Here is a 23,586-nt window from a genome sequence, read left to right as displayed (position 1 = left end):
TGATCTTTTAAGGCAACATCAAAAGATCGCAGCCTGCGGCAGCTCCTACCTGTTTATTTGGGGGCGCATAAATCCTCACCCACAACTTCCCGCACACAACTTCTCCCCTGCAAGAGTGTGGTGCAGTGGAAACATCTCTAGCTGACCCACCGCCTACAGGGGATTGTGTTAATCGCTACAATCCCCGCTCCCCCAAGGAGCCTGCATGTCCAACCTGACCACCGACTGGCGCGACCGTCCGACTCATCGCAAGGTCTGGGCGCTCGCCGCGCCGATGATCCTTTCCAATATTTCCGTACCGCTGGTAGCGCTGGTCGACAGCACCGTCATCGGCCATTTACCCCACGCCCATCAGTTGGGCGCCGTGGCGGTGGGCGCCAGCCTGTATACCTTTCTCGCCTGGGCCATGGGTTTTCTGCGCATGGGCACCACCGGGTTTGCCGCGCAGGCGGCCGGGCGCAGCGATGGCGCGGCGTTGCGGCAGATTCTGTTGCAGGGCCTGCTGCTGGCGATGGGACTGGCATTGCTGCTCGGCAGCCTCGGCGTACCGTTGAGTGACCTGGCGCTGCATTTCATGCAGCCGTCAGCGGAACTCGATCAGCTCACTCGCGACTTCTTCCACACGCGGCTGTTCGGCCTGCCGGCAGCGCTGGCCAGTTACGCGCTGGTTGGCTGGTTCCTCGGTACGCAGAACGCACGCGCGCCCCTGGCGATTCTGCTGACCACCAACCTGATCAACATCGTCCTCAATCTGTGGTTCGTCATTGGCCTGGACTGGGGCGTGGTCGGATCTGCGCGCGCCTCGGTGATCGCCGAATGGAGCGGCGCCCTGCTCGGCTTGCTGCTGACACGCAAAGCGCTGCGCGCGTATCCGGGGCACATCATCTGGGCGGCACTGAAACTGTGGCAGAGCTGGCGGCCGTTGCTGGCGGTCAATCGCGACATCTTCATCCGCAGCCTCGCGTTGCAATCGGTGTTTTTCATGATCACCGTGCAAGGTGCGCGGCTCGGCGATGCGACGGTCGCGGCCAATGCGCTGCTGCTCAACGGCCTGCTGCTCACCGCCCACGCACTGGACGGGCTTGCGCATGCCGTTGAAGCGTTGTGCGGGCATGCCATCGGCGCGCGTGATCGTCTGGCTCTGCGCCGTTCGCTGGTGGTGGCCGGCGGCTGGTCATTGATCGCCAGCCTCGGTTTTGCTGCGCTGTTTCTTCTCGGCGGGCATCTGTTCATCGAGATGCAGACCAATATCCAGAGTGTGCGTGACACGGCGTTTGTCTACCTGCCTTATCTTGCCGTGCTGCCATTGATTGCGGTGTGGAGCTACTTGCTCGACGGCCTGTTCATCGGCGCCACCCGCGCCCGCGAAATGCGCAACGGCATGCTGCTGACCGTTGTCCTGCTATTGCCGTTCGCCTGGGCGCTGCAAGGGTTGGGCAATCACGGCCTGTGGATGTCGTTTCTGCTGTTCATGGTGCTGCGCAGCCTCACGCTCGGGGCGATGGCCTGGTGGCTGAAGCGCAATGACGGCTGGTTCAGCGGCGGCGTTCACTGAGTCGGCGTGTGCTGGATGAAGCCGACGATTTGATCGAGCACCGGCGCCAATTGCCGCAGCGGCCGCGACAATGTCGCGACCAGCGTCACATGGCTGGGCCGCGAGTAATATAGATCCTGCACCGGCACACCGGCCCCGCGCAGCTTGCGCGCCAGGCCACCGGTGTTGCGTATCGGGTTGACCAGATCATCCTCGGTCGCAGCAATCAGCAAGGCCGGCGGTGCGCCTCGGCTGACATGGTTGATCGGCTGCGATTGTGGCGGTGAATCCGGCCAGAAGAACACCGGGCGCACGTCAGGATTTTTGATCGGCAGGAAATCATAAGGCCCGGCCAGTCCGATCCAGCCACGCAGATCGTGGGGCGACATGCCCACCGCCGCGAGAAAATCCGCATCGAGGGCGAGCATCGCCGCGTTGTATCCGCCGGAACTGTGACCGAGCAAATACAAGCGTTGCGGGTTGCCGGAATACTCGCGGATATGCGCCTTGGTCCACGCCACTGCCTGTGCGCCATCCTCGAGAAACGCCGGATAGCGCACCTGCGGGTACAAGCGATAATCCGCCACCACCGCAACAATCCCCCGCGAGGCCAACGCTTCGCCGACGAAGGTGTAATCCCCGCGATCGCCACTGTTCCAGCTGCCGCCGTAGAAAAACACCACAACCGGCGCATCGGCGAGCGGCTGACGCGGCACGTAGACGTCGAGCTTCTGCCGTGGATCAGCACCATAGGCGATACCCGTCGTGCGGTTGAAGGTGTCGTCCGGCGTCAGCGCATTGAGGACTTTCACCGGCGAACAGCCACCGAGACTCAACATCAGCAGGACGCTGGTGATTACGCCGAACCACGTTGAACCGAGCCATTGCCGAAAACCACCGCTCATGGAGGCTGCTCCCTCAGGGTTATTCTTTCTGCCAGTGTCGCCGCAAATGATCGAGCCGCTCTTGTTGCGTCAGCCCCGCCGGTAGCGGCACCAAAACTTCACGCGGATGCTGCAAGCGTAGCCACAACCAGCCATCGAGCACCGCGCGCTCGGTAAATCCCAGCGCCATGCCTTGCCCGGCATGCAGCGACAACTGCGCATAGGCGACACCCATGGATTGGCTCCAGCGCCAGATATGCTGCTCCAGCAGGCAAGTCTGCAGGCGCTCGCACTGGTGCTGGCTCAGCGTTTCCTCGATTGCCAGGCGTTCGACCGGCAGGCGGGGGTTGCGTAACTGTTGCCAGCCCTCACAGCCGACGCCGCGATCGGCCCAGGTGCCACCGAACCAGCGCACCTGCCGGATCGGCCCGAGCCAGCGGCTCAACTCGCGGGCATCGCAGGCATCGAAGAAATAGCTGGCGGTCTGGCGGTTGTAAAAGCCCAGCAAAGCCCGATGGCTCAGGCCGAATGAAACGGTGAGCATGCGGCGCAAATGCCCGAGCAACGGCTCCACAGGCGTTGTGCTTTCGAGGAGCAGGCCGCGCCAGGTCTGTGGATCGCTGTGACACAAGGTCGCCAGTGCCGGGCAGTCCTGCAGGCTGATCAACAGTGGCCCTTGCTCACGGATGGATTGAAACTCGGTGTCGTCGAACAGCCAGAAACACTGCACGCCAGCGAAGCCTGCGCGTAACGTGGTCAAGGCTAACGGCGCATCGACCCTGTCGAGTAACAACCACTGCGCGACGGCGCTCATCGTCCGCCGCTCTGTTCAAGGGACGTCACCAGCCGACAGGTACACACCGCCTGCGAACAATGCACGAAGCTGCCGCCACCCGGCATCAGGCACAGCAGCATCAAGGGTTCCGCCGATTGCAGCAGGCGTTGCAGCCCGTCATCGAGTCGGGTTTGCGGCGGTAATGGCAAGGGCTGGTCTGCGACCGGCGCCGCAGCGACTTGCAATACACCAGTGATCATCGGTTGATCCGGATCACCCTCGAAGAAACTCACCACCACTTCGACACCCTCGGCCAGTGCATTCATTGGCGCCTCGGCCAGGGTTGGCGACATAGGCAGCCAACAATGGCTGTCGGCGGCACCCTCGCCCTGATACGACCAGTCGAACTGCACCGCCACCGGACGCGATTGATCAGGACGCGGTTCATCGACGGCCACCACCCAGGCCCGTTGCAGACTGTGCATACGCTGGCGAACAGCGACCGTCGCCGACGCAGCAACCCAGGACTGCTCCAGCGCAAAGATCCGGTTGCTGTAGGCCGGCACCTGAAGTTGATCGGCGTGATGCTCGATTCGGTTCAACAACCAGCGCCGGTTACATTCACCCAGCGGATGGCCGCTCAGTGCCAGCCAGCGGCCGCTGCGCAATCGCGCCAGCTCACTGCAGCCTTCTGCCGTGCGCGTCGACTGCGCGCCGCTGGCCATGCTCTGACGTTGGCCCTGCAACCGCCATTGGTGGATCGCCTGCGGCTCACTTTGCCCGTCACCCTCGCCGCAAAACACCGCCGCGACGGCTTGCGGCAGTTGCGTCGGATCATCGCCGAACACCAGGCAATGTCCGTCGGGACGATGCTCGAAGTGATAGTGAATGCGCGCCTGCCGGCACAAGCGCTGGAGCAGTTGCAGATCCGATTCGTGGTACTGGGTGCAGAAGGTCCGGACCGGATGATCGACGCGGCACTCGAAGCGGCGCTGCGCGCCAACGATGCCGTGCTCCCTGAGCACTTGATCAAGGATCTGCGGCACCGAGCGGCCACTGAATATGCGCTGGCTGAAGCGCAGGCCCAGGCAACTCAACCTCGGCCCCAGACGCACTCGGCACAACCTCGCAGCATGGCCGTACTCGTGCTGGACAAGGCTTTGCAATTGCCCATGCACACCCTCCCCCAGCGCGCCGAAACAAAGAAACGCTGACCGGTAGAGCAAACCGGCAAGGTCCAGTTGCGCATCGTCGATCAACACATCGATCTCGAACGCAAACGGCTCACTGAGCGCTTCGTTACCGGTAAAGGCCAGGACTTCGAGGGGGTCGGACAGACCCGCTACATCGAGACGAAACAACGACTCGTTGAATGGATCGAACATTGGCGGATCTCTACAGGAGGGGCGGCCGAGGATTCTCGCCGAGAGGCATGGCCGAGTAGAGTGCCGAAGTACAACTTAGGAAATGACCTACGCGAAAAGCAGACCGGATGACTTTGCTGACCCGGATAGACAAGGATTTCACGCGGAACTTGGGATATGTCCCACCGGGATATCCGAATTTTCCCCGGCTAGCGGGGGAAACTTCAGACAACCCGGTGAAACGACAACCTGCCGTCAGGAAGACAGGTAGGAGGAACGGGTCAGACCCAGACGCAAGGCATCGAGGAATTGCGTGCGCTCGCCGGCACTGATGCGCGCACTGGCGCACTTGTCGCGGTAGTGCGTCATCAGTTCTTCCGGCGACAAGTGCACGTAACGCAGCATGTCTTCGATGGTGTCGTGGGTCTCGATACCGGCGTGGTACACGCTGCCATCGGCATTCTGGTAGATGTTCACCGAGTCGGTGTCACCGAACAGGTTGTGCATGTCACCGAGGATTTCCTGATAGGCGCCGACCAGGAACACGCCCAGCAAGTAGTCTTCACCTTCGTTCAAACCGTGCACCGGCAAGCTGGTTTCGATGCTCTGCTCGTCGACGTACTGGTTGATCTTGCCGTCGGAGTCGCAGGTCAAGTCCTGCAGCACCGCGCGGCGCAGCGGCTCTTCGTCGAGACGGTGCAGCGGGATGATCGGCAGGACCTGATCGATCGCCCAGGTGTCCGGCAGGCTCTGGAACACCGAGAAGTTGCAGATGTACTTGTCGGCCAGCTTGTCGTTGAGCTCGTCGAGCACCTGACGGTGCGAACGCTGACGCGCTTTCAGCGAGTTGTGCAGGCGACGGCAGACCGCGAAGTAGCACTGCTCGGCCAGGGCTTTTTCGGCCAGGGTCAGTTTGCCGTCAGCGTACTGCGCAGCCACGTCGCTCATGTAGTGCGTGGCGCGCCAGTAGGTTTCGGTGACCATTTCGATGTCGGTCGGGCCGAGCAGGTCAACCAGCCACTGCACGGTTTCCGGCAGCGATTCCTTGTTTTCGATCTGCGGGATTTCGTCGTTGTGCTTCTCGACGTCAGTCACCTGCACAACCAGCATCGCGTGGTGCGCGGTCAGCGAGCGGCCGCTCTCGGAGAAGATGTGCGGATGCGGCAGGGCCTGCGCATCGCAGAACTCCTTGAGCATGCCGACCACGACACCGGCGTAATCGTCCATGTCGTAGTTGATCGAACTGGCGTTGCGCGAGTGGGTGCCGTCATAGTCGACACCGAGACCGCCGCCAACGTCGATGTGATCGACCGGCAGACCGAGGTTGCGCAACTCGCCGTAGTAACGGATCGCTTCCTTGAAACCGTGCTGATAGTCAGCCAGGTTGGCAATCTGCGAACCCATATGGAAGTGCAGCAGGCGAATGCCCTGATCGAGACCGGCCGCGCGGAAGCGCTCGACCACCGACAGCAGTTGTGCCGCCGACAGACCGAATTTGGATTTCTCGCCACCAGTGTCCGCCCACTTCGACGACGCCAGCGACGACAGGCGCACGCGCAGGCCAACCTGTGGCTTGACCTTCAGCGAGGCGGCTTCTTCGATCACCAGAGCGACTTCGGATTCTTTCTCGATCACGATGAACACGTTGTGACCAAGTTTCTGACCGATCAGCGCGAGACGAATGAACTCGCGGTCCTTGTAGCCGTTACAGACGATGGTACCGCCCTTCGGCGCCAGCGCCAGTACGGCCAGCAATTCAGGCTTGGAGCCGGCTTCCAGGCCGATGGAAACATCCTGGGTGGCGATGATGTTCTCGATCACCGCTTCTTGCTGGTTAACCTTGATCGGGTACAGCGCGGTGTACTTGCTCTGGTATTCCAGACGCTCGATGTTGGCATCGAAGGCGCCGGTCAGCTGGCGGACACGGTCTTGCAGGATGTCGGGGAAACGAACCAGCAACGGCAAGGACAAACCGCTTTTGCGCAGTTGGTCGACTTGCTCGAACAGGTCAATCGGCGAGCTGCTCGGGCCGTTCGGACGAACTTCGACGCGACCGGCTTCATTGATCGCGAAATACCCGGCCCCCCAATGGCGAATCCCGTAAACACTGCGGCTGTCCGCAACTGTCCATTGGCTGCCATCGTCTTTACGTGTGCGTCGTACGGACATCGAAGTCCCCTATAAAGAAGTCATAGTGCGTCGCCTGATCTCAGGCCGGCGCAGTCTAAAGAATGAAAATGACGGTTCGTCAGCGCGGCGGTAGACCGCACTGACTGCGTGGAGTTTAGAAACCGGTCATGAACAGGCTCTGTGAAAACCATGGAGACGACGCCGGATCTGAAGTATTTCAGCGCCGGATCAAGCCGCAGATGGATTTCACAGAGGCTGCTAGCCGCCGGACTTCTTCGCTTTGAAACCGTGCTTGATCAGCTCAGCCAAGAGTAGCTCGACATGATCGCCCTGGATTTCGATGATGCCGTCTTTCAACGCGCCGCCGGTGCCACAACGTTTCTTCAACGTTGTCGCCAGCTCCTTGAGCGCGTCTTCGGCCAGCGGCACGCCGGTGATAGTAGTCACCGTCTTGCCGCCACGGCCCTTGCTCTCGCGGCGCACGCGGGCAATGCCGTCGCCGGCCGGGATCACGGTTTGTTTGCAGATACAGGCGTCCACCGGCTTACTGCATTCCGGGCAATGACGACCTGCGTCGGTGGAAAATACCAGGCCACCTAAGGCGGCGAAGGATGCGGCTTTTTTGGCCACCGGCAATCCTCTCGGGAGGACAAAGACTGATCGCAACCTTGGGCAAGGTCAGCGACCGCGAAGCCCCACTCAGGCAGGGGCAGCGCTACTGCACCGGATATCGATTCCTGGACTGCTCAATTGCTGAAATGTAGGAGCTGCCGAAGGCTGCGATCTTTTGATCTTTTTTAAAAGCCAAGATCAAAAGATCGCAGCCTTCGGCAGCTCCTACAGGTTCCCCACAGGCCAGCAGTCAATCAGGCCAACCTCAAACTATCCGGTGCAGTTTGAAAAAAAGGTCGCGCAGTGTAACGGCAAAAAACCCGATTGCTAAGTGCCAATCGGCGCCAATTCATGTGTTCTTTGCGACGTCGCTTTGCTGCGCCTTGAGATAGCGCTTCAACGCGGCCAAAGAGTCCGGGCAATAGGGCTTTTGTTGGATTTCCTTCATGACCTGCTCGACCGGGATGAACCGCGCTTCCAGCACCTCTTCCGGCTGCAGTTTGAGCGGCCCGTCCCACACAGCGGAAAACGCCGAACACCACAAACGGTTGCCGGTATCTTCAAAGAAGAAATGGTCGTGCGCAGTGAGTTCCACGCCACTGACCCCCAACTCTTCTTCCAGCTCGCGGGCAGCGGATTCAGCGTAGGTTTCACTGGCGAGCACCATGCCGCCAGCCGCTACATCCCAGAAACCCGGGTAGATGGCCTTGCTCAACGTGCGCCGATGCACGCAAAGCTCACCCGCAGAATTGAACAGCATGATGTAGGTGCCGCGTCCGATCAGCCCGCGCTCACGCAAGTCTGAACGCACCAAGGCGCCGAGCAGGTTGTCCTGTTCGTCGACCCAAGCGATCTGTTCAGCATCGGAGGCGGCGCGATGGGCCGCCTCTTTGGCGTTCTGACTCATGAATCAGCCCTGATTGAGCAGTTGACGCAAATCGATCACAGCAGCGTTGGCCCGGGAAATATAGTTGGCCATGACCAGCGAATGGTTGGCCAACACGCCGAAGCCGCTGCCGTTAAGAATCATCGGACTCCAGACCGGTTCCTGCGAGGCTTCCAGTTCGCGGATGATCTGACGCACGCTGACCGTGGCGTTCTTCTTCGCCAGTACATCGGCGAAGTCGACTTCGATGGCGCGCAGCAGATGCGACAGCGCCCAGGCCTGACCGCGTGCTTCGTAGAAGACGTTGTCGATCTGCATCCACGGAGTCTCGACGACTTCTTCGTCAACCTGCGGCACTTCGCCGATGGCCGGTACTTCGGTTTTCAGTGCGGTGTTGAGTTTGACCCGGCCAACACTGGCCGACAAACGTTGCGACAGCGAACCGAGACGTGTGCCCACATCGCCGAGCCAGTTGTTCAGGTTGTCGGCGCGGGCATAAAACAGCGCGTTCTTTTGAGTAGGGTCGGACAGGCGTGCCTGATAACGGCTCAGGGAGTTGATGCCTTCCTGGTACTCCGACTCACTCGACGGCAGGATCCAGCTCTTGTTGTCGAAGTTGAAACGCGGTTCGGCTTTGGCCAGATCGGCATCTTCCGCCGACTGCGACTGCGAACGGGCAAAGTCTTTGCGCAAGGCGCGGGTCAGGTCACGCACCTGCACCAGCACGCCGTATTCCCAGCTCGGCGTGTTGTCCATCCACAAGCCTGGCGGGAAGCGGTCGTTGGAAATGTAGCCGCCCGGTTTGTTGAGCAAGGTGCCGGCAACGGTCTTCAGGGTTTCGACCGTGGTGTAGCCGATGACCATCTGCTTGCCTTCTTTCTCGGCAGCCACTTGCGCGTTTTGTGCGACCGGAAACAGCGCCGGCTCTTGGCTCCAGTACCAGCCAAGGCCGATGGTCACCAGCAGATAGAGGCCGATCAGCGTGGCCAAAGCGCGGCTGAACAGCACCCCACCGACATAGCTGCGGGTGGCCGACTTGGGCTCGGCGGCACGTTCAGGCGCGCTGCCCGCGCGGTTTTTCCAGTCCAGCATGGCGATATCCTTTCAATCACTTGGGTTCAACGGTTCGACCACAACCATACAACAACGTGCCAAGGCCGGGCACCCGGTATTGGGAGGCTGAGGGAAAACAAGTAGCTGCTGCCCGAGAGCGAAAGGATAGACGCGCGATTCAGACGTTGAAAATTTTCAGGGAAATCTGCCGGACATCTTCCGGTGTAAATAGATATGCAATGCCCGCTGCGCCAGTCTTGCGCTGGCTGGGGACGCCGTCGACCGTTGCGGTGTACGCCTGCTGTGGCAGCGGCTCGCCGGTCATGCTGTCGACCAGACGGAAGATCTGCGGGGTTCGGATGGGCTGCGCCGGGGGATTATTCATCAGTTCCAGCACGGCCTGATCGAAGATCGACGCAGCGACCGGCCATTGGCCGAATTCGGCTCGCGATCTGAGCAGCAGCCAGTCGCCACGCTCGACTTCGCCCAGCACTTCGCTGTCCAGATTGATCATCAAGCCCGATCGCAACTCATCCAGCCCGTCGAGGGGGCAGCGCTCCAGCAGAGCCTGATAGACCCGCTCCAACGCCTGATCCTGCGGATAGACATGCTGACGATCGGCCTCGCTCAGGTGCGCGTGACAAACCAGCCTCATCCCTGGCCCTCGCCTTGCCATTCGTCGGAACCCATCGTCCGGCTGACTTCGTGGCGCCAATAGATGCGCCGATAGCGGAAATGGATTTTCTCCAATTGCGTGAGATGAGCAGTGTCGGGGTCCTGGCAGTGCGGCATCAGTATTTCAGCACCAACGATCACCGCGTCTTCCAGTTCCATCGTGTAGAAGTGTTCCTGAACACCCTGAGCCGAGGTACGAAACCACTCCACCCGGCATTGGCTCAGCAGCTCGCCGGAACACAGCGCGGTATTGATCAGCGGTGAGGCCTTGTCGATGGTCTTGGTGACGATCAGCGGCTTATGCATCCGCCGCCCCGCCCCGGCGTTCTTCGGCACAAAAATCCCGTGGCTCAAGGCCTGAATCATGATCTTGTCTTCACGCCCGCTCTGGTAGCTGTTGCCCACTGAAGCCTCGGTAAAAGCGCCGGCACTGATCAGGCCCTGTCGGCTGCCGTGGAGGGTCATGAAGGCTGGGATGGGCATGGGGTGGCTCCTTTTTTGGGTTGGGGTGGGGGGAATGGTGGGGTTCGAGGCGACGTTCGTCTTCTTCAAACAGCCGCCACGCTTCACCGATATCAAGAGTGATGAGATAGCGCTCCTGGTCGAGATGCCGGGAGTCTCTGAATCGCGCCAATATCAGCATCACTTGATACTTGTCACCGGCCTGCCAATAGGCATGTCCTTGGAGCACCCCTGGTCTGAGATAGGCCCGCCACTCGGGCGTATCAGCAATGGTGGGATAGCGCCGGGTTCCCACCGGCCTCCAGCCTTTTGCGCACCATTGGGCTTGCAGGTCGAGAACAACTTTCATGGCATCGTCGATCAGCAACGGCTCTATTTGCGGAGACATACGGATGTCAGTGACCAAATTGCGGATGAAAGTCACCGTGAAGAAACGAGCCAGCGGCGTCTCGAAACCGTATTGCGAATCGACAAAACGAAGACGGGCGTCGACTTTTGGAATACCACCCGAAACGCCTTTACGGCCGCGCCCCCATGCACTGAAAGGGGCTGTCGAGTGCGCTTCCATATATTCATACGGCCCTCCCATCTGCAGAGCAATCACGGGATCGCCCCACAACGGCTGCATGAGTTGACGTCCAGCGACCATTGCCAAAATTACACAAAGCACCAGCCACACCCAACTGCGCCCGTTGGACAAAGAAAAACGCTTGATCATCAAGCGCCCTCCATGGCAGCGATTTCATCAATGGATCGTTCTAATGCATTCGAAGCCGGGCATGGAACGGCCCCTACTTCGGGCTGTGGCGGCGGGGAAGGATGAGGTTCGAAACGACGTTCGTCTTCTTCGAATTGGAGCCACGGCTCCGCGATAGCGAGGGTAATGAGGTAGCGTTCCTGATCAGGGTGCCTGGAGTCCCTGAACCGCCCGAGAACCAGCATTGCCTGATACTTGTCGCCAGCCTGCCAATAGAACTGGCCAGCGAGCTCACCCGGCCGGATATAAGCCCGCCACGCGGGAGTATCCGCAATGGTCGGGTTGCGCCGTGTGCCAATCGGTCTCCAGCCTTTCGCGCACCATTGGGCCTGTAGGTCGAGAACCACTCGCATGACATCGTCGATGAGCAATGGCTCGATTTGCGGGGACATGCGCAGGGATTCGATTACGTTATCTTTAAAAGTAACCGCGAAAAAACGCGCCAGAGGCGTCTCGAAACTGTATGTCGGATCGACAAATCGCAGGCGCGCATCCGTCTTTGGAATACCGCCCGAAACACCGCTGCGGCCTCGCCCCCATGCACTGAATGGGGCAGTTGAGTGCGCTTCCATGTGTTCCAAGGTCTGCCCAATCTCCAAGACCATCACAGGCTCATCCCATAATGGCTGCGTCAACTGGTGCGCGACGGCCAGTCCCAAAACAAACAAAAGCAACAGCCATGACCAACTGTGCCAGCTGAGCAGAGCGATACCAGAGGTCTTCAAACACCCTCCATGGCGGCAATTTCAGCAATGGAATGCGCTAATGGATCTCTATTTTCGTCATTGAGCATCTTGTCAAAACGATCGGCCGCCCGAAGCACGAACTCCATTCGCTGTTCGATATCCGACAAGTCCGCTAGCGGATTGCGACCAAAATCGATGGTACGACCATCATCAACCCGCTGACATTGGCTGGTGAGGGTCAATTCGATGGCCTGAGCAACACCAGAAGGGAAGCCGGTAACGTAGGAAAAATGATTGCTGCGCAACAACATCACAAGATGACGATTTTCGTAGATAGTTGGTTGGAGAATGTTTTGCTGCTCATGCCAAGCCAAACTCTCCACGCTTTCGGCAATACTTCCTGCCTCTATAGCCTCGAAGGCTTTCACGACTTCCGGGAATCTCAAACCGAAGCGAAGTTGCTTCTGCCCCACTGGCCATAGCAATGGAAATTTTGCATGCCCATAGATTTTTTGCCGATTCTCAAGACACTTCTTCAACTCCCCCAACCCACGCACCGCATAAAACTGATGCAACGGATAAACATCCAGAAACAGCGTGGTATTACCCATCGCCATCATCTCGTACACATGCTGGAACTGTTGCTGCACCAATGACAGCTGTTCGCCGCTGGCGCGAAAATCCACGGACGGCACGGGATTACGTGCCTGCGCCTTTTCGTATTCCCGCAAGTCTTCGGCCTGCTCGGGCATTTTTCCCGGTGTCAGCAATCCGGACTCACGCCGCCCTTCCCGCATTCGCTGGCGCGCTTCGTACTCTTCGCGGATACGTTCGATGCTTTCAGCGGCATGGAGCAATCCACAGCCCACCTGCTTGGAAGCGAACGCCGCCAAACCGGCCCACTGAAAACGTTTGTCGTGTTGCCAGAGTCGGGCATAAGCAGCGTTGATCGCCCGGTTGCGTTTGACCGGGTCGGCTATAAAGACGCCCTGGGGCGCAACGATTTCCTCGGCCTGGCGCTGATACTCGCGCCACAGGCACTGGCACGTGAGCACCGGTACCTCGGTCACGCGCACTTTCTCGCCATACAGCAACTCTTCACTGCATTCACAATCGGCTACGGGCACGGTGCTGTGGTTAAGGCGTTGTTCATCGCTGGCATGTTCGTTGAAACACTGGCTCATGTCGGGCGCAAAGCCTCTAGGGGAATCCCTGAACCCTACCAAGCAAAACCCGCTGTGAAGCCGCCTCGACGAAAAATCAGAAAGCCCTGTCAGACGATGTCTCTCAATGACTGCGAAGCTTCCTCTCAAATGACAGGAAACATCCCAAAGCCCCCGAAGGCCGGGGACTTCACCGACGAACAGGTCAAAAACAAAACCAATCGGTCAGAAACTGAATTGTGTCGCACTGCAGATTATTGACGTACGACACTCGTCTAAGGGAAAAGAGGTGCTAGCATAGAGCCACCAGTCGATCTCAGCATGCAGCCTAACTAGTAGTCAGGATATGACCGAGCCAGAAGACCCCAGCCGTGAGCGTCTCAAGCACCACTTTGCCCAGCGGGTAATTCATCAGGCACGTCAGATTCTTGAGATATGGCAGCGCCTGCAACGCAGTGAATGGTCCACCGTCGACCTCGCCGAACTGAGCGAGGCCAACCTGCGCCTGCTGCGTTTTGCCGAGCGTTTCGAACAGCCCGAACACACCCAGCTCGCGCATCACATCAGTCAATCGCTGGAAGCGGTGGACGCCAATCGCGGCCGTCTCAGCAGCGGCCTGATCACCGACCTCAATCGCTTGATGCAGCGTTTGTCGCGCACCGGCCTGCGGCATGGCGATCAACTCGACCAGACTTTCCTGCCACCGCTGCGCAAACCGATCTACGTGATGCTGCAAGATCATGACCGTGCCGAACGGCTGGCCAAGCAACTGGAGTTCTTCGGCCTCACCGCGCAGGCACTCGACAGTGTCGCGGCGTTTCGCTCATCGATGGTCGAGCGCTTGCCCGCCGCGATTGTCATGGACGTGGATTTCAGCGGCGCCGGCGTTGGCCTGAAACTCGCCGCCGAAGCCCAGGTCGGTCTGGATGAACCGCTGCCATTGCTGTTCTTCAGCCTGCACGAAACCGACACCCCGACCCGTCTCGCCGCCGTGCGCGCCGGTGGCCAGGAGTTCCTCACCGGCACCCTCGAAGCGTCGAGCCTGCTGGAAAAGATCGAAGTCCTCACCTGCGTCGCCCAGTACGAACCTTATAAAGTGTTGATCATCGACGACTCGCGTGCGCAGGCCCTGCACACCGAGCGTCTGCTCAACAGTGCCGGCATCGTCACCCGCACCTTGATCGAACCGATTCAGGCGATGGCCGAACTGGCCGATTTCCAGCCCGACCTGATCATCCTCGACATGTACATGCCGGCCTGCACCGGCACGGAACTGGCAAAGGTGATTCGTCACAACGACCGTTATGTCAGCGTGCCGATCATCTATCTGTCGGCCGAGGATGATCTGGACAAGCAGCTCGATGCGATGAGCGAAGGCGGCGACGACTTCCTGACCAAACCGATCAAGCCGCGTCATCTGATCACTACCGTGCGCAACCGCGCCGCCCGCGCGCGCAATCTGAAAGCACGGATGGTCCGCGACAGCCTAACAGGCCTGTACAACCACACGCACATTCTGCAATTGCTCGAAGACTGCTCGTTCCGCGCCCGCCGCGAGAGCAAGCCGTTGAGCTTTGCGATGCTCGACATCGACCACTTCAAACGGGTCAATGACAGCCATGGTCACCCGATGGGCGATCGCGTGATCAAGAGCCTCGCACTGTTTCTCAAGCAGCGTTTGCGCAAGACCGACTTCATCGGCCGCTATGGCGGTGAAGAGTTCGCCATCGTCATGCCCGACACCGATATAGAAGCTGCGCACAAAGTGCTCGACGAGATCCGCCAGCGTTTCGCCGAGATCCATTACCCGGCGCAGCCGCAGGACTTGTGGTGCACCTTCAGCGCCGGCGTGGTGGAAATGCACGACGACTGCGACAGCCTGATGATGGCCAGTCAGGCCGATGAGGCGCTGTACCGCGCCAAGGGGGCCGGGCGCAATCGCGTGCAAGCTGCGCGGGAATCAAAGCAAAGTGCCACTTTTTCATCGGATTCCACCGATTCGGTCATAACCCTGTAACAGAACCGCAATAAATTCAGGCGCTTACCATTTCTGCCGTTGGTAGCCGTCATGCGCCTGAAGTTGCTCACCAATCTCAATACGCTGCTGCTGGTCGCCGTGTGCCTCGCACTCGGCGCCACGCTGTGGTGGTCGCAAAAAGCCCTCGAACGCCCGTATCTGTTGATGGAGCGCTATCTGCGCCTGTCGCAGCAATTTCAGAACGAAGTCGCGCGCAACGTCGAGGACTACCTCGCCAGCGGCGACGCCTTGCGTCTGAGTAGCGCCAGTCAGGCCATCGACGGCTTGCGCAAAGAACTCGGCGAACTGCCGCCGGCGCTGGCCGATACGCTGCGTCCGAGCCTGGCGGAGCTGGATGAGTTCAGCAAAACCGACTTGCTCGCGGCCGGCAAACTGGCCGGTGATCCGCAGGCCTTGCTGTTGCAGGCCGAGCGTGAATTGAGCGCCAGCCTCGATCAGCTCAGCACTTATGCGAACGGCAACGCGAGCTATCTGGCGCCGTTGCTGGCGGCCTCGCAACATCTGGGCAAACTGTCGCTAGCGCGGGACAAGCTGGTCAGCAGCGGCCGCAGCGAACTGGCGGCGGACGTTGAGCGCGAGGTCGGCAACATTCGCTCTCAGGCGCAATTGATTGATGCCCTGCCCTTGCTCGGCGTGGTGGCCAAGAGCGAGTCCGGCAGTGACGATTTCGCAGCAATGATGGGCATCGAGAACAGCGAAAAAGCTGTCGCCGAAGACGCTGGCGTCGGGTTCAAACGCGAACTCGCCAGCCTGCTCGGACGCTATCCGGCAGAACTGGCGCGTACCCGCGAGCAAATCCAGAAACGCACCGAACTCAGCACCGCCACTCACCAGAAAATCGCCGCCGTGCAGCAAGCCATCGCCGGACTTGAGCCGGTGGTGCGTGCGCAACATGGACAGATTCAAGGCGAAGTGCGGCTGATGCAGGGCGTGATGATCGGCCTGATTCTGCTGATCGCGCTGCTGATCGACACCTTGCAGCGCCGCCTCTCGCGCACCCTGAGCAATCTCGCCCCGGCGCTTTCGACCTGGGCCGAAGGCGACTTCAGCCGCGACATTCATCTGGGCAAGACTAATCGCGAACTGCATGACATTGAGGCTTCGCTCAATCGCTTGCGCGCCTATCTGGTGGATCTGGTCGGGACCATTCGCGGCAACGCCGAACAAGTCGCCGGCAGCAGTCGCACCCTCGCAGAGCTGAGTAACGACTTGCACAGTGGCGCTGAACATCAGGCCGGCGACACTGCGCTGATTCGCGACTCTCTCGGTGAACTTGAAGCGACGATTCAACAAGTGGCTGGGGATGCCCGGCAGGCCGCAGACGCCAGCCGTCATGCCGGACTGGCCGTGGAACATGGTCAGACCGTGATTGGCCAAAGCCTGACCGGGCTGCATGCGTTGGTCGGTGAAGTGCAGGGCAATGCGCAGATGATCGAGCATCTGGCTGAAGAGTCGGCAACCATCGGTGGTGTACTGACGGTGATTCGCTCGATTGCCGACCAGACCAACCTGCTGGCGTTGAACGCCGCAATCGAAGCGGCGCGCGCCGGGGAAATGGGTCGCGGATTCGCCGTGGTCGCCGAGGAAGTTCGTTCGCTGGCGCAACGCACCGCCGGCGCGACTGCCGAAATTCAGACCCTGATCGCCGGCCTGCAAACCGCCGCGCGGCAATCGGTTGAAGGCATGCGCGCGCAGGTCGAACACGCCGAAGCCACGGCCAATCAGGCGCAAGCGGCGGATGGCGCACTGGATAAGATCGTCGGGGCGATCCAGACCATTTCCGACACGGCGATTCGCATTGCCGACGTGACGGCACAGCAGAGTAGCGCGGTCAGCGAGATTCGTGACCACAGCGAGCGGATTCATCAGTTGGGTGGGGATAACTTGCTGCGGATCGGCCAAGGTCGCGAACAGGGCGAGAACTTGCTGGTTCTCGGCGGTCAACTGCATACCGCCGTACAAGCCTTCCGCGTCTGACGAAAACCCCTGTAGGAGCTGCCGAAGGCTGCGATCTTTTGATCCTGATCTTAAAAACAAGATCAAAAGATCGCAGCCTCGTTTTACTCGACAGCTCCTACAGGGATTGCCGCAAATGACCGGATCAAATCACTTGGTCACATATTTTGCGCAAACATCGGCCATCGTGCTGGCTATTGCATAGAACTGGACAGTCACAAAGTCTTTGCGGCATAGTCGCCGGGTTCTGACGAATGCTCATTGATAACAAGGACTACGCAGATGGCAACCCTCCTGGTGCTCCACGGCCCCAACCTGAACCTGCTCGGCACCCGCGAACCCGGCACCTACGGTTCAACGACCCTGGCGCAGATCAATCAGGATCTGGAGCGCCGCGCCCGTGAAGCCGGCCATCATCTGCTCTATCTGCAAAGTAATGCCGAGTACGAATTGATCGACCGTATCCACTCCGCGCGCGGCGAAGGTGTGGATTTCATTCTGATCAATCCAGCAGCTTTTACACACACAAGTGTCGCATTACGTGACGCGTTGCTGGGAGTGAGCATCCCATTCATCGAAGTGCATTTGTCCAACGTGCACAAACGCGAACCTTTCCGCCATCACTCTTACTTCTCCGACGTAGCGGTGGGAGTGATCTGCGGCCTTGGCGCCAGCGGTTACCGACTGGCCCTGGAGGCTGCACTAGAACAGCTTGAAACACCGGCAACGACTTGAAATACAAGCGTTAAGCGCCCCTGACCGACCCTTGGGAGTTGATGATTCATGGATATCCGTAAAGTTAAGAAATTGATCGAATTGCTGGAAGAGTCCGGCATCGACGAGCTCGAGATCAAGGAAGGCGAAGAGTCCGTACGCATCAGCCGTCACAGCAAGACCCCGGCTCAGCAGTACTACGCGCCGGCTCCGATGCAAGCACCGGCCGCTGCGCCTGCTGCTGCTCCGGTTGCTGCTGCAGCCCCGGTTGCCGCTGCTGCTCCAGCGCTGAACGGCACTGTTGCCCGTTCGCCGATGGTCGGCACGTTCTACCGTAAATCTTCGCCAACCTCGCCGTCCTTCGTTGAAGTCGGCCAGACCGTGAAGAAAGGCGACACTCTGTGCATCGTCGAAGCCATGAAGATGATGAACCACATCGAAGCTGAAACCAGCGGTGTGATCGAGTCCATCCTCGTCGAAGACGGCCAGCCGGTTGAGTACGACCAACCGCTGTTCACCATCGTTTGAACTGCGGAGAGCCTTTGATGACTGCGAAGTTGGAAAAAGTTCTGATCGCTAACCGCGGTGAGATCGCCCTGCGGATTCTGCGTGCCTGCAAAGAGATGGGCATCAAGACCGTCGCCGTTTACTCCAAGGCCGACAAAGAGCTGATGCACCTGGGTCTGGCAGACGAATCCGTCTGCATCGGCCCGGCTTCTGCCGCGCACTCTTACCTGCACATCCCGGCAATCATCGCGGCCGCTGAAGTGACTGGCGCTACCGCCATTCACCCAGGCTACGGTTTCCTTGCGGAAAACGCTGATTTCGCCGAGCAGGTCGAGAACTCTGGCTTCGCTTTCATCGGCCCGAAAGCCGACACCATTCGCCTGATGGGCGACAAGGTATCGGCCAAGCACGCGATGATCGAAGCGGGCGTACCGACCGTTCCAGGTTCTGACGGCCCACTGCCGGAAGACGAAGAAACGGCACTGCGCATCGGTCGTGAAGTCGGCTACCCGGTGATCATCAAAGCCGCTGGCGGCGGTGGTGGTCGCGGCATGCGCGTGGTGCACAAGGAAGAAGACCTGATCGCCTTCGCCAAACTGACCCGCACCGAAGCTGGCGCGGCGTTCGGCAACCCGATGGTCTATCTGGAAAAATTCCTGACCAATCCACGTCACGTGGAAGTCCAGGTTCTTTCTGACGGCCAGGGTCACGCCATCCATCTGGGCGACCGCGATTGCTCGCTGCAACGCCGTCACCAGAAGGTTCTCGAAGAAGCGCCGGCACCGGGCATCGACGAGAAGGCTCGCGAAGAAGTTCTGGCGCGCTGCGTCAAGGCGTGCATCGACATCGGTTACCGTGGCGCGGGCACTTTCGAGTTCCTCTACGAGAACGGTCGTTTCTACTTCATCGAAATGAACACGCGTGTTCAGGTGGAGCACCCGGTTTCGGAAATGGTCACCGGTATCGACATCGTCAAAGAGATGCTCAGCATCGCCGCTGGCAACAAGCTGTCGTTCACCCAGGACGACGTGGTAATCCGCGGTCACTCGCTGGAATGCCGGATCAACGCTGAAGACCCGAAAACCTTCATGCCGAGCCCGGGCACGGTCAAGCATTTCCACGCTCCAGGCGGCAACGGCGTTCGCGTCGATTCGCACCTGTACAGCGGTTATGCCGTTCCGCCGAACTACGACTCGCTGATCGGCAAGCTGATCACTTACGGCGCGACCCGCGACGAAGCCATGGCACGCATGCGCAATGCCCTGGACGAAATCGTGGTTGACGGGATCAAGACCAACATCCCGCTGCACCGTGATCTGGTTCGTGACGAAGGCTTCTGCAAAGGGGGTGTGAACATTCACTACCTCGAGCACAAGCTGGCTGCCGAGAAGCACTAAGCTTCGAGCCGCACCAGACAAAGCCGCCTTCGGGCGGCTTTGTTGTTTCTGCAGGTTTCACAAATCCCTTGTGGGAGCGAGCCTGCTCGCGAAGAGGCCGTAACAGTCTCCATCTTCATTGCTGACCCACCGCATTCGCGAGCAGGCTCGCTCCCACAGGTTTCAAGCCACACAACATCTGCGCTACAAATGCTCCTCCCACAAACCACGCGCGCTCGCGTAAACTTGCGCGCTTCTCGCCGGCCGCTAGGCTGCAATCAATATTTTTCAAAGGTGCCCGCCATGCCTTGGCTGCAAGTACGTCTCGCCATCAGCCCGGAACAAGCCGAAACCTACGAAGACGCTTTCCTTGAAGTGGGCGCCGTGTCGGTGACCTTCATGGACGCCGAAGATCAGCCGATCTTCGAGCCGGAACTCAATACCACCCCGCTGTGGGCGCACACGCACCTGCTGGCGCTGTTCGAGGGCGGCACCGAACCGGCACCGGTTCTGGCGCATCTGGAACTGCTGACCGGCAGCCCGCTGCCCGAGCATCACAGCGAAGTCATCGAAGACCAGGATTGGGAACGCAGCTGGATGGACGGTTTCCAGCCGATGCGTTTCGGCCAGCGTCTGTGGATCGTGCCGAGCTGGCACGCCGCGCCTGAGCCGGACGCGGTCAATCTGCTGCTGGACCCGGGCCTCGCGTTCGGCACCGGCACTCACCCGACTACCGCGCTGTGCCTGGAATGGCTCGACGGTCAGGACCTGAAAGACTGCAACGTGCTCGATTTTGGTTGCGGCTCGGGGATTCTGGCCATCGCCGCCCTGCTACTCGGCGCGAAAGAAGCGGTCGGTACCGACATCGACGTGCAGGCGCTGGAAGCGTCGCGCGACAACGCCGGGCGCAACAACATTGCCGAAGAGCTGTTCCCGCTGTACCTGCCGGAAGATTTGCCGCAAGTGCAAGCCGACGTACTGGTCGCCAATATTCTCGCTGGCCCACTGGTTTCGCTGGCGCCGCAGTTGTCCAGCCTGGTGAAATCCGGTGGCCGTCTGGCGCTGTCGGGCATTCTTGCCGAGCAAGGCGATGAAGTCGCCGCCGCTTATGCGCAGGATTTCGATCTTGACCCGATCGCCAATCGCGATGGCTGGGTGCGCATCACCGGCCGTCGGCGCTAGAATGACCGCCTGCATAATCCGGATCGCCGCATGACCGACAGTTTCGTCACCCAGTGCCCGCATTGCCAAACCAGTTTCCGTGTCAGCCATGCTCAATTGAGCGTGGCCCGCGGGGTGGTTCGCTGCGGCTCCTGCCTGCAAGTGTTCAACGCGGCCAAACAGCTGCTGGAACAACACGCCGGCAAGGATGCGGTGACTCCTGTCGCGCCGCCCATTGCCGAGCCGCCAGCGATTACGCAGCCAGCGCCGACCATCGAACCGTCAACCATCGTCGAACCGCCAGCACCGCGCGCCATCAGCCAAAAGCAGTGGAGCGCGTCGGAGCTTGATCTCGACAGCCTCGATCTGGATGAAGAACTCGCTCGCCTCGAACAGCGCGAAATCCAGCCAACCACCGAATTCGGTCGTCAACGTGAAGACTCCCTGAGCGCTCGTCGCGACAGCCCTGAACCGGATGAAACACTCTGGCGCGACACCTTGTTCAGCGAACGTTCCGATGAGCACACTGCCGAGCCCGAGGAAGACGAGCCAGAAACCGTCGACATCGAGCCGGTCAAAACAGCACGCACCGAGCCTTCGTTGTCGCTGGAACCGGTAGATCTGGACGACGAGCCAGCCATTCCGCAATTGCGCCTGCACGATCCGATTGATCCGAAGGCCCGTCGCGAACGCTTCACTGCCAGTGACGAAGGCGATGACGACGACCTGCCAGTGATCGAACCGCTGCGCAAAAAACGCGAGCGTGGCGAACCCGGCGTGCGCGCCGAAGTCCTCCAGGACCTGACCGACGACCCGCTGCAACTCGACTGGCAGAAACGCCGCTCGCCGTGGGGCCGACGCCTGCTGTGGCTATTGCTGGTGCTGTTGGCGGCCGGCGGTCTCGTCGCCCAATACGTCTCTTACCATTTCGATGAACTGGCGCGACAGGATCAATACCGTCCCTGGTTCCAGCAAATCTGCCCTCAGATCGGCTGCACGGTGCCATCCAAGGTCGATATCGCGCGGATCAAGAGCAGTAATCTGGTGGTACGCAGCCACCCTGAATTCAGCGGCGCCCTGGTGGTCGATGCGATCATCTACAACCGCGCAACGTTCTCCCAGCCCTTTCCGTTGCTTGAACTGCGTTTTGCCGATCTCAATGGTCACCTGATCGCCAGTCGTCGCTTCAAACCCGGCGAATACCTCAGCGGCGATCTCGAAGGTCTGGCGGAAATGCCGCCGCAGACGCCGATCCACATTGCGCTGGATATTCTCGATCCAGGCCCGAAAGCGGTGAATTACAGCCTGAACTTTCACTCCCCCGAGTGAAACGCCTCACCGTTTCTGAATTGACGGCGGTTTTCTGACTTTACCCGGCGCAACCAAACCGCTGGCAATAACAGAATAACTGTTCAGATTTTGTTCAATTCAGCCTTTATCCAGTCATCGAGAGCGGGTATCATGCCAACCCTTTTTCGAACTCTCATGATCCGGCCCCACTTCAGGGAAGTCCTATGTCGGCGGTACGCATCGGCCCATACACATTGCAGAACGGCTTGATTCTCGCCCCGATGGCGGGGGTCACCGATCAGCCCTTTCGTCAGCTGTGCAAGCGTCTGGGCGCAGGGCTTGTTGTCTCGGAAATGGTCACCAGCGACATGAGTTTGTGGAACACCCGCAAGTCACGCATGCGCATGATCCACGAAGGCGATCCCGAGCCACGCTCGGTACAGATTGCCGGTGGCGATGCGCAGATGCTCGCGGATGCAGCCCGGGCCAACGTCGAACTGGGCGCACAGATTATTGATATCAACATGGGTTGCCCGGCCAAGAAGGTCTGTAACAAGGCCGCCGGTTCCGCGTTGTTGAAAGATGAAGCACTGGTGACCGAGATCCTGCAGGCCGTTGTGGCTGCGGTTGATGTGCCGGTCACCCTGAAGATCCGCACGGGCTGGGATCGCGACAACAAGAACGGCCTGACTGTGGCGAAGATCGCCGAGCAGGCCGGGATCACCGCGTTGGCAGTGCATGGCCGCACTCGCGCCGATCTGTACAAGGGTGAAGCCGAATACGACACGATTGCCGCGATCAAGCAGGCGGTGTCGATCCCGGTGTTTGCCAATGGCGATATCGATTCGCCGGAAAAGGCCCGTTACGTCCTCGACGCAACCGGTGCCGATGGCCTGTTGATAGGCCGTGCTGCCCAAGGGCAGCCATGGATTTTTCGCGAGATCGAACACTTCCTGCGCACCGGCGAGAAATTGCCGGCGCCGGAGCTGGTCGAGGTGGAACACATTCTGCTGGAGCATCTGGCCGCACTTCACGCTTTCTATGGGGACGTGATGGGCGTGCGCATTGCCCGGAAGCATGTGGGCTGGTATCTCGCAACCTTGCCGGGCGCCAGGGAGTTTCGCGCCCACTTCAATCGTTTGGATGGTACGGAAACACAATGCGCCAACGTTCGGGAGTTCTTCGCCGAGCGTTACAAGAGCCTGACAGGGGACGAAGAAGGGGTGGCCGCATGACGATGATGACCGAGACTTTAGTGAGTGGAACAACACCCGTGAGCGACAACGTGAATTTGAAACAGCACCTCAATACCCCGAGCGAAGAAGGCCAGACCCTTCGCGGGAGTGTCGAGAAGGCGCTGCACAATTATTTCGCCCACCTTGAGGGCGCGTCCGTCACGGATGTGTACAACCTGGTGCTCTCCGAAGTCGAGGCGCCCCTGCTCGAAAGCGTGATGAACTACGTCAAGGGCAACCAGACCAAGGCCAGCGAGCTGCTCGGTCTCAACCGAGGCACGCTGCGCAAGAAACTCAAGCAGTACGATCTGCTGTAAGCATTCAATCA

Annotated in this window: 21 protein-coding genes and 1 pseudogene; 10 read left to right on the top strand and 12 right to left on the bottom strand. The window is 59.8% G+C overall.

The annotated features are described in order from the left end of the window. Positions 1-205 precede the first annotated feature (205 nt). Positions 206-1,555: an MATE family efflux transporter gene (locus C2E19_RS04395; protein WP_129388559.1), complete on the top strand. Its 1,350-nt coding sequence runs from the start codon at positions 206-208 to the stop codon at positions 1,553-1,555. Here C2E19_RS04395 and C2E19_RS04390 read toward each other — a convergent pair. From C2E19_RS04390 to C2E19_RS04335, 12 genes are all read right to left on the bottom strand, one after another. After that, a complete protein-coding gene (locus tag C2E19_RS04390) occupies positions 1,549-2,439 on the bottom strand; it encodes an alpha/beta hydrolase (RefSeq protein WP_129388557.1) in 891 nt (296 codons plus the stop codon). The two genes, C2E19_RS04395 and C2E19_RS04390, sit on opposite strands and share 7 nt — an antisense overlap. 19 nt (positions 2,440-2,458) lie before the next feature. Next, complete coding sequence (locus C2E19_RS04385) at positions 2,459-3,232, bottom strand: DUF4123 domain-containing protein (RefSeq protein WP_129388555.1); 774 nt, start codon at positions 3,230-3,232, stop codon at positions 2,459-2,461. After that, on the bottom strand, positions 3,229-4,578 hold the full coding sequence (locus C2E19_RS04380; protein ID WP_129388552.1) for a type VI secretion system Vgr family protein: 1,350 nt from the start codon (positions 4,576-4,578) through the stop codon (positions 3,229-3,231). The genes C2E19_RS04385 and C2E19_RS04380 overlap by 4 nt, the downstream gene beginning before the upstream one ends. Positions 4,579-4,812: 234 nt before the next feature. Beyond that, positions 4,813-6,726, bottom strand: coding sequence for an arginine decarboxylase (gene speA / locus C2E19_RS04375; RefSeq protein ID WP_129388549.1), 1,914 nt, complete (start codon positions 6,724-6,726; stop codon positions 4,813-4,815). Positions 6,727-6,945: 219 nt separating this feature from the next. Further along, positions 6,946-7,317: a translation initiation factor Sui1 gene (locus C2E19_RS04370; protein ID WP_007914613.1), complete on the bottom strand. Its 372-nt coding sequence runs from the start codon at positions 7,315-7,317 to the stop codon at positions 6,946-6,948. A gap of 331 nt (positions 7,318-7,648) precedes the next feature. After that, complete coding sequence (locus C2E19_RS04365) at positions 7,649-8,206, bottom strand: NUDIX hydrolase (protein WP_129388546.1); 558 nt, start codon at positions 8,204-8,206, stop codon at positions 7,649-7,651. A 3-nt stretch (positions 8,207-8,209) separates the two neighbouring features. Beyond that, the gene (locus C2E19_RS04360) at positions 8,210-9,277 is read right to left on the bottom strand and encodes a DUF2333 family protein (protein WP_064388778.1); all 1,068 of its coding nucleotides are present in this window, start codon (positions 9,275-9,277) and stop codon (positions 8,210-8,212) included. 139 nt (positions 9,278-9,416) lie between these two features. Then, positions 9,417-9,893, bottom strand: a complete 477-nt coding sequence (locus tag C2E19_RS04355) for a hypothetical protein (protein ID WP_129388543.1) — start codon at positions 9,891-9,893, stop codon at positions 9,417-9,419. After that, positions 9,890-10,396 (bottom strand): Hcp family type VI secretion system effector, encoded by a 507-nt coding sequence (locus C2E19_RS04350; protein ID WP_129388540.1) that lies wholly within the window; start codon positions 10,394-10,396, stop codon positions 9,890-9,892. The genes C2E19_RS04355 and C2E19_RS04350 overlap by 4 nt, the downstream gene beginning before the upstream one ends. After that, the gene (locus tag C2E19_RS04345; protein ID WP_174823924.1) at positions 10,290-11,093 is read right to left on the bottom strand and encodes a hypothetical protein; all 804 of its coding nucleotides are present in this window, start codon (positions 11,091-11,093) and stop codon (positions 10,290-10,292) included. Before C2E19_RS04345 ends, C2E19_RS04350 begins: the two co-directional genes overlap by 107 nt. Further along, entirely contained in the window at positions 11,093-11,857 is a 765-nt protein-coding gene (locus C2E19_RS04340) for a hypothetical protein (RefSeq protein ID WP_174823923.1), read from the bottom strand. Before C2E19_RS04340 ends, C2E19_RS04345 begins: the two co-directional genes overlap by 1 nt. After that, positions 11,854-13,002, bottom strand: a complete 1,149-nt coding sequence (locus tag C2E19_RS04335; protein ID WP_129388537.1) for a DUF2515 family protein — start codon at positions 13,000-13,002, stop codon at positions 11,854-11,856. Before C2E19_RS04335 ends, C2E19_RS04340 begins: the two co-directional genes overlap by 4 nt. Positions 13,003-13,327: 325 nt before the next feature. Between C2E19_RS04335 and gcbA the strand changes: the two genes are divergently transcribed. The 9 genes and pseudogenes from gcbA (at position 13,328) to fis (ending at position 23,575) form a co-directional block, all read left to right on the top strand. Further along, a complete protein-coding gene (gcbA, locus tag C2E19_RS04330) occupies positions 13,328-14,998 on the top strand; it encodes a diguanylate cyclase GcbA (RefSeq protein ID WP_129388534.1) in 1,671 nt (556 codons plus the stop codon). A gap of 1,491 nt (positions 14,999-16,489) precedes the next feature. After that, a pseudogene (locus C2E19_RS29355) lies at positions 16,490-16,996 on the top strand (methyl-accepting chemotaxis protein); the annotation flags it as partial. A 261-nt stretch (positions 16,997-17,257) separates the two neighbouring features. After that, on the top strand, positions 17,258-17,710 hold the full coding sequence (gene aroQ, locus C2E19_RS04320) for a type II 3-dehydroquinate dehydratase (protein ID WP_129388528.1): 453 nt from the start codon (positions 17,258-17,260) through the stop codon (positions 17,708-17,710). Positions 17,711-17,758: 48 nt separating this feature from the next. Next, a complete protein-coding gene (gene accB / locus C2E19_RS04315; protein WP_129388525.1) occupies positions 17,759-18,217 on the top strand; it encodes an acetyl-CoA carboxylase biotin carboxyl carrier protein in 459 nt (152 codons plus the stop codon). Positions 18,218-18,234: 17 nt separating this feature from the next. Further along, positions 18,235-19,593, top strand: coding sequence for an acetyl-CoA carboxylase biotin carboxylase subunit (gene accC, locus C2E19_RS04310; RefSeq protein ID WP_129388522.1), 1,359 nt, complete (start codon positions 18,235-18,237; stop codon positions 19,591-19,593). A gap of 282 nt (positions 19,594-19,875) precedes the next feature. Next, positions 19,876-20,754 (top strand): 50S ribosomal protein L11 methyltransferase, encoded by an 879-nt coding sequence (gene prmA, locus C2E19_RS04305; RefSeq protein WP_129388519.1) that lies wholly within the window; start codon positions 19,876-19,878, stop codon positions 20,752-20,754. 30 nt (positions 20,755-20,784) lie between these two features. Next, entirely contained in the window at positions 20,785-22,062 is a 1,278-nt protein-coding gene (locus tag C2E19_RS04300; RefSeq protein WP_129388516.1) for a DUF3426 domain-containing protein, read from the top strand. A 185-nt stretch (positions 22,063-22,247) separates the two neighbouring features. Continuing rightward, positions 22,248-23,258, top strand: a complete 1,011-nt coding sequence (gene dusB, locus C2E19_RS04295) for a tRNA dihydrouridine synthase DusB (protein WP_129388513.1) — start codon at positions 22,248-22,250, stop codon at positions 23,256-23,258. Beyond that, entirely contained in the window at positions 23,255-23,575 is a 321-nt protein-coding gene (gene fis, locus C2E19_RS04290; protein WP_002555375.1) for a DNA-binding transcriptional regulator Fis, read from the top strand. Before dusB ends, fis begins: the two co-directional genes overlap by 4 nt. Positions 23,576-23,586: the final 11 nt, after the last annotated feature.

The sequence above is a fragment of the Pseudomonas sp. DTU12.3 genome (assembly GCF_004124275.1).
Lineage (GTDB): Bacteria > Pseudomonadota > Gammaproteobacteria > Pseudomonadales > Pseudomonadaceae > Aquipseudomonas > Aquipseudomonas helmanticensis.
The sequence above is the reverse complement of the archived record's forward strand: the minus strand, read 5'-3'. Positions and strand labels throughout refer to the sequence as shown.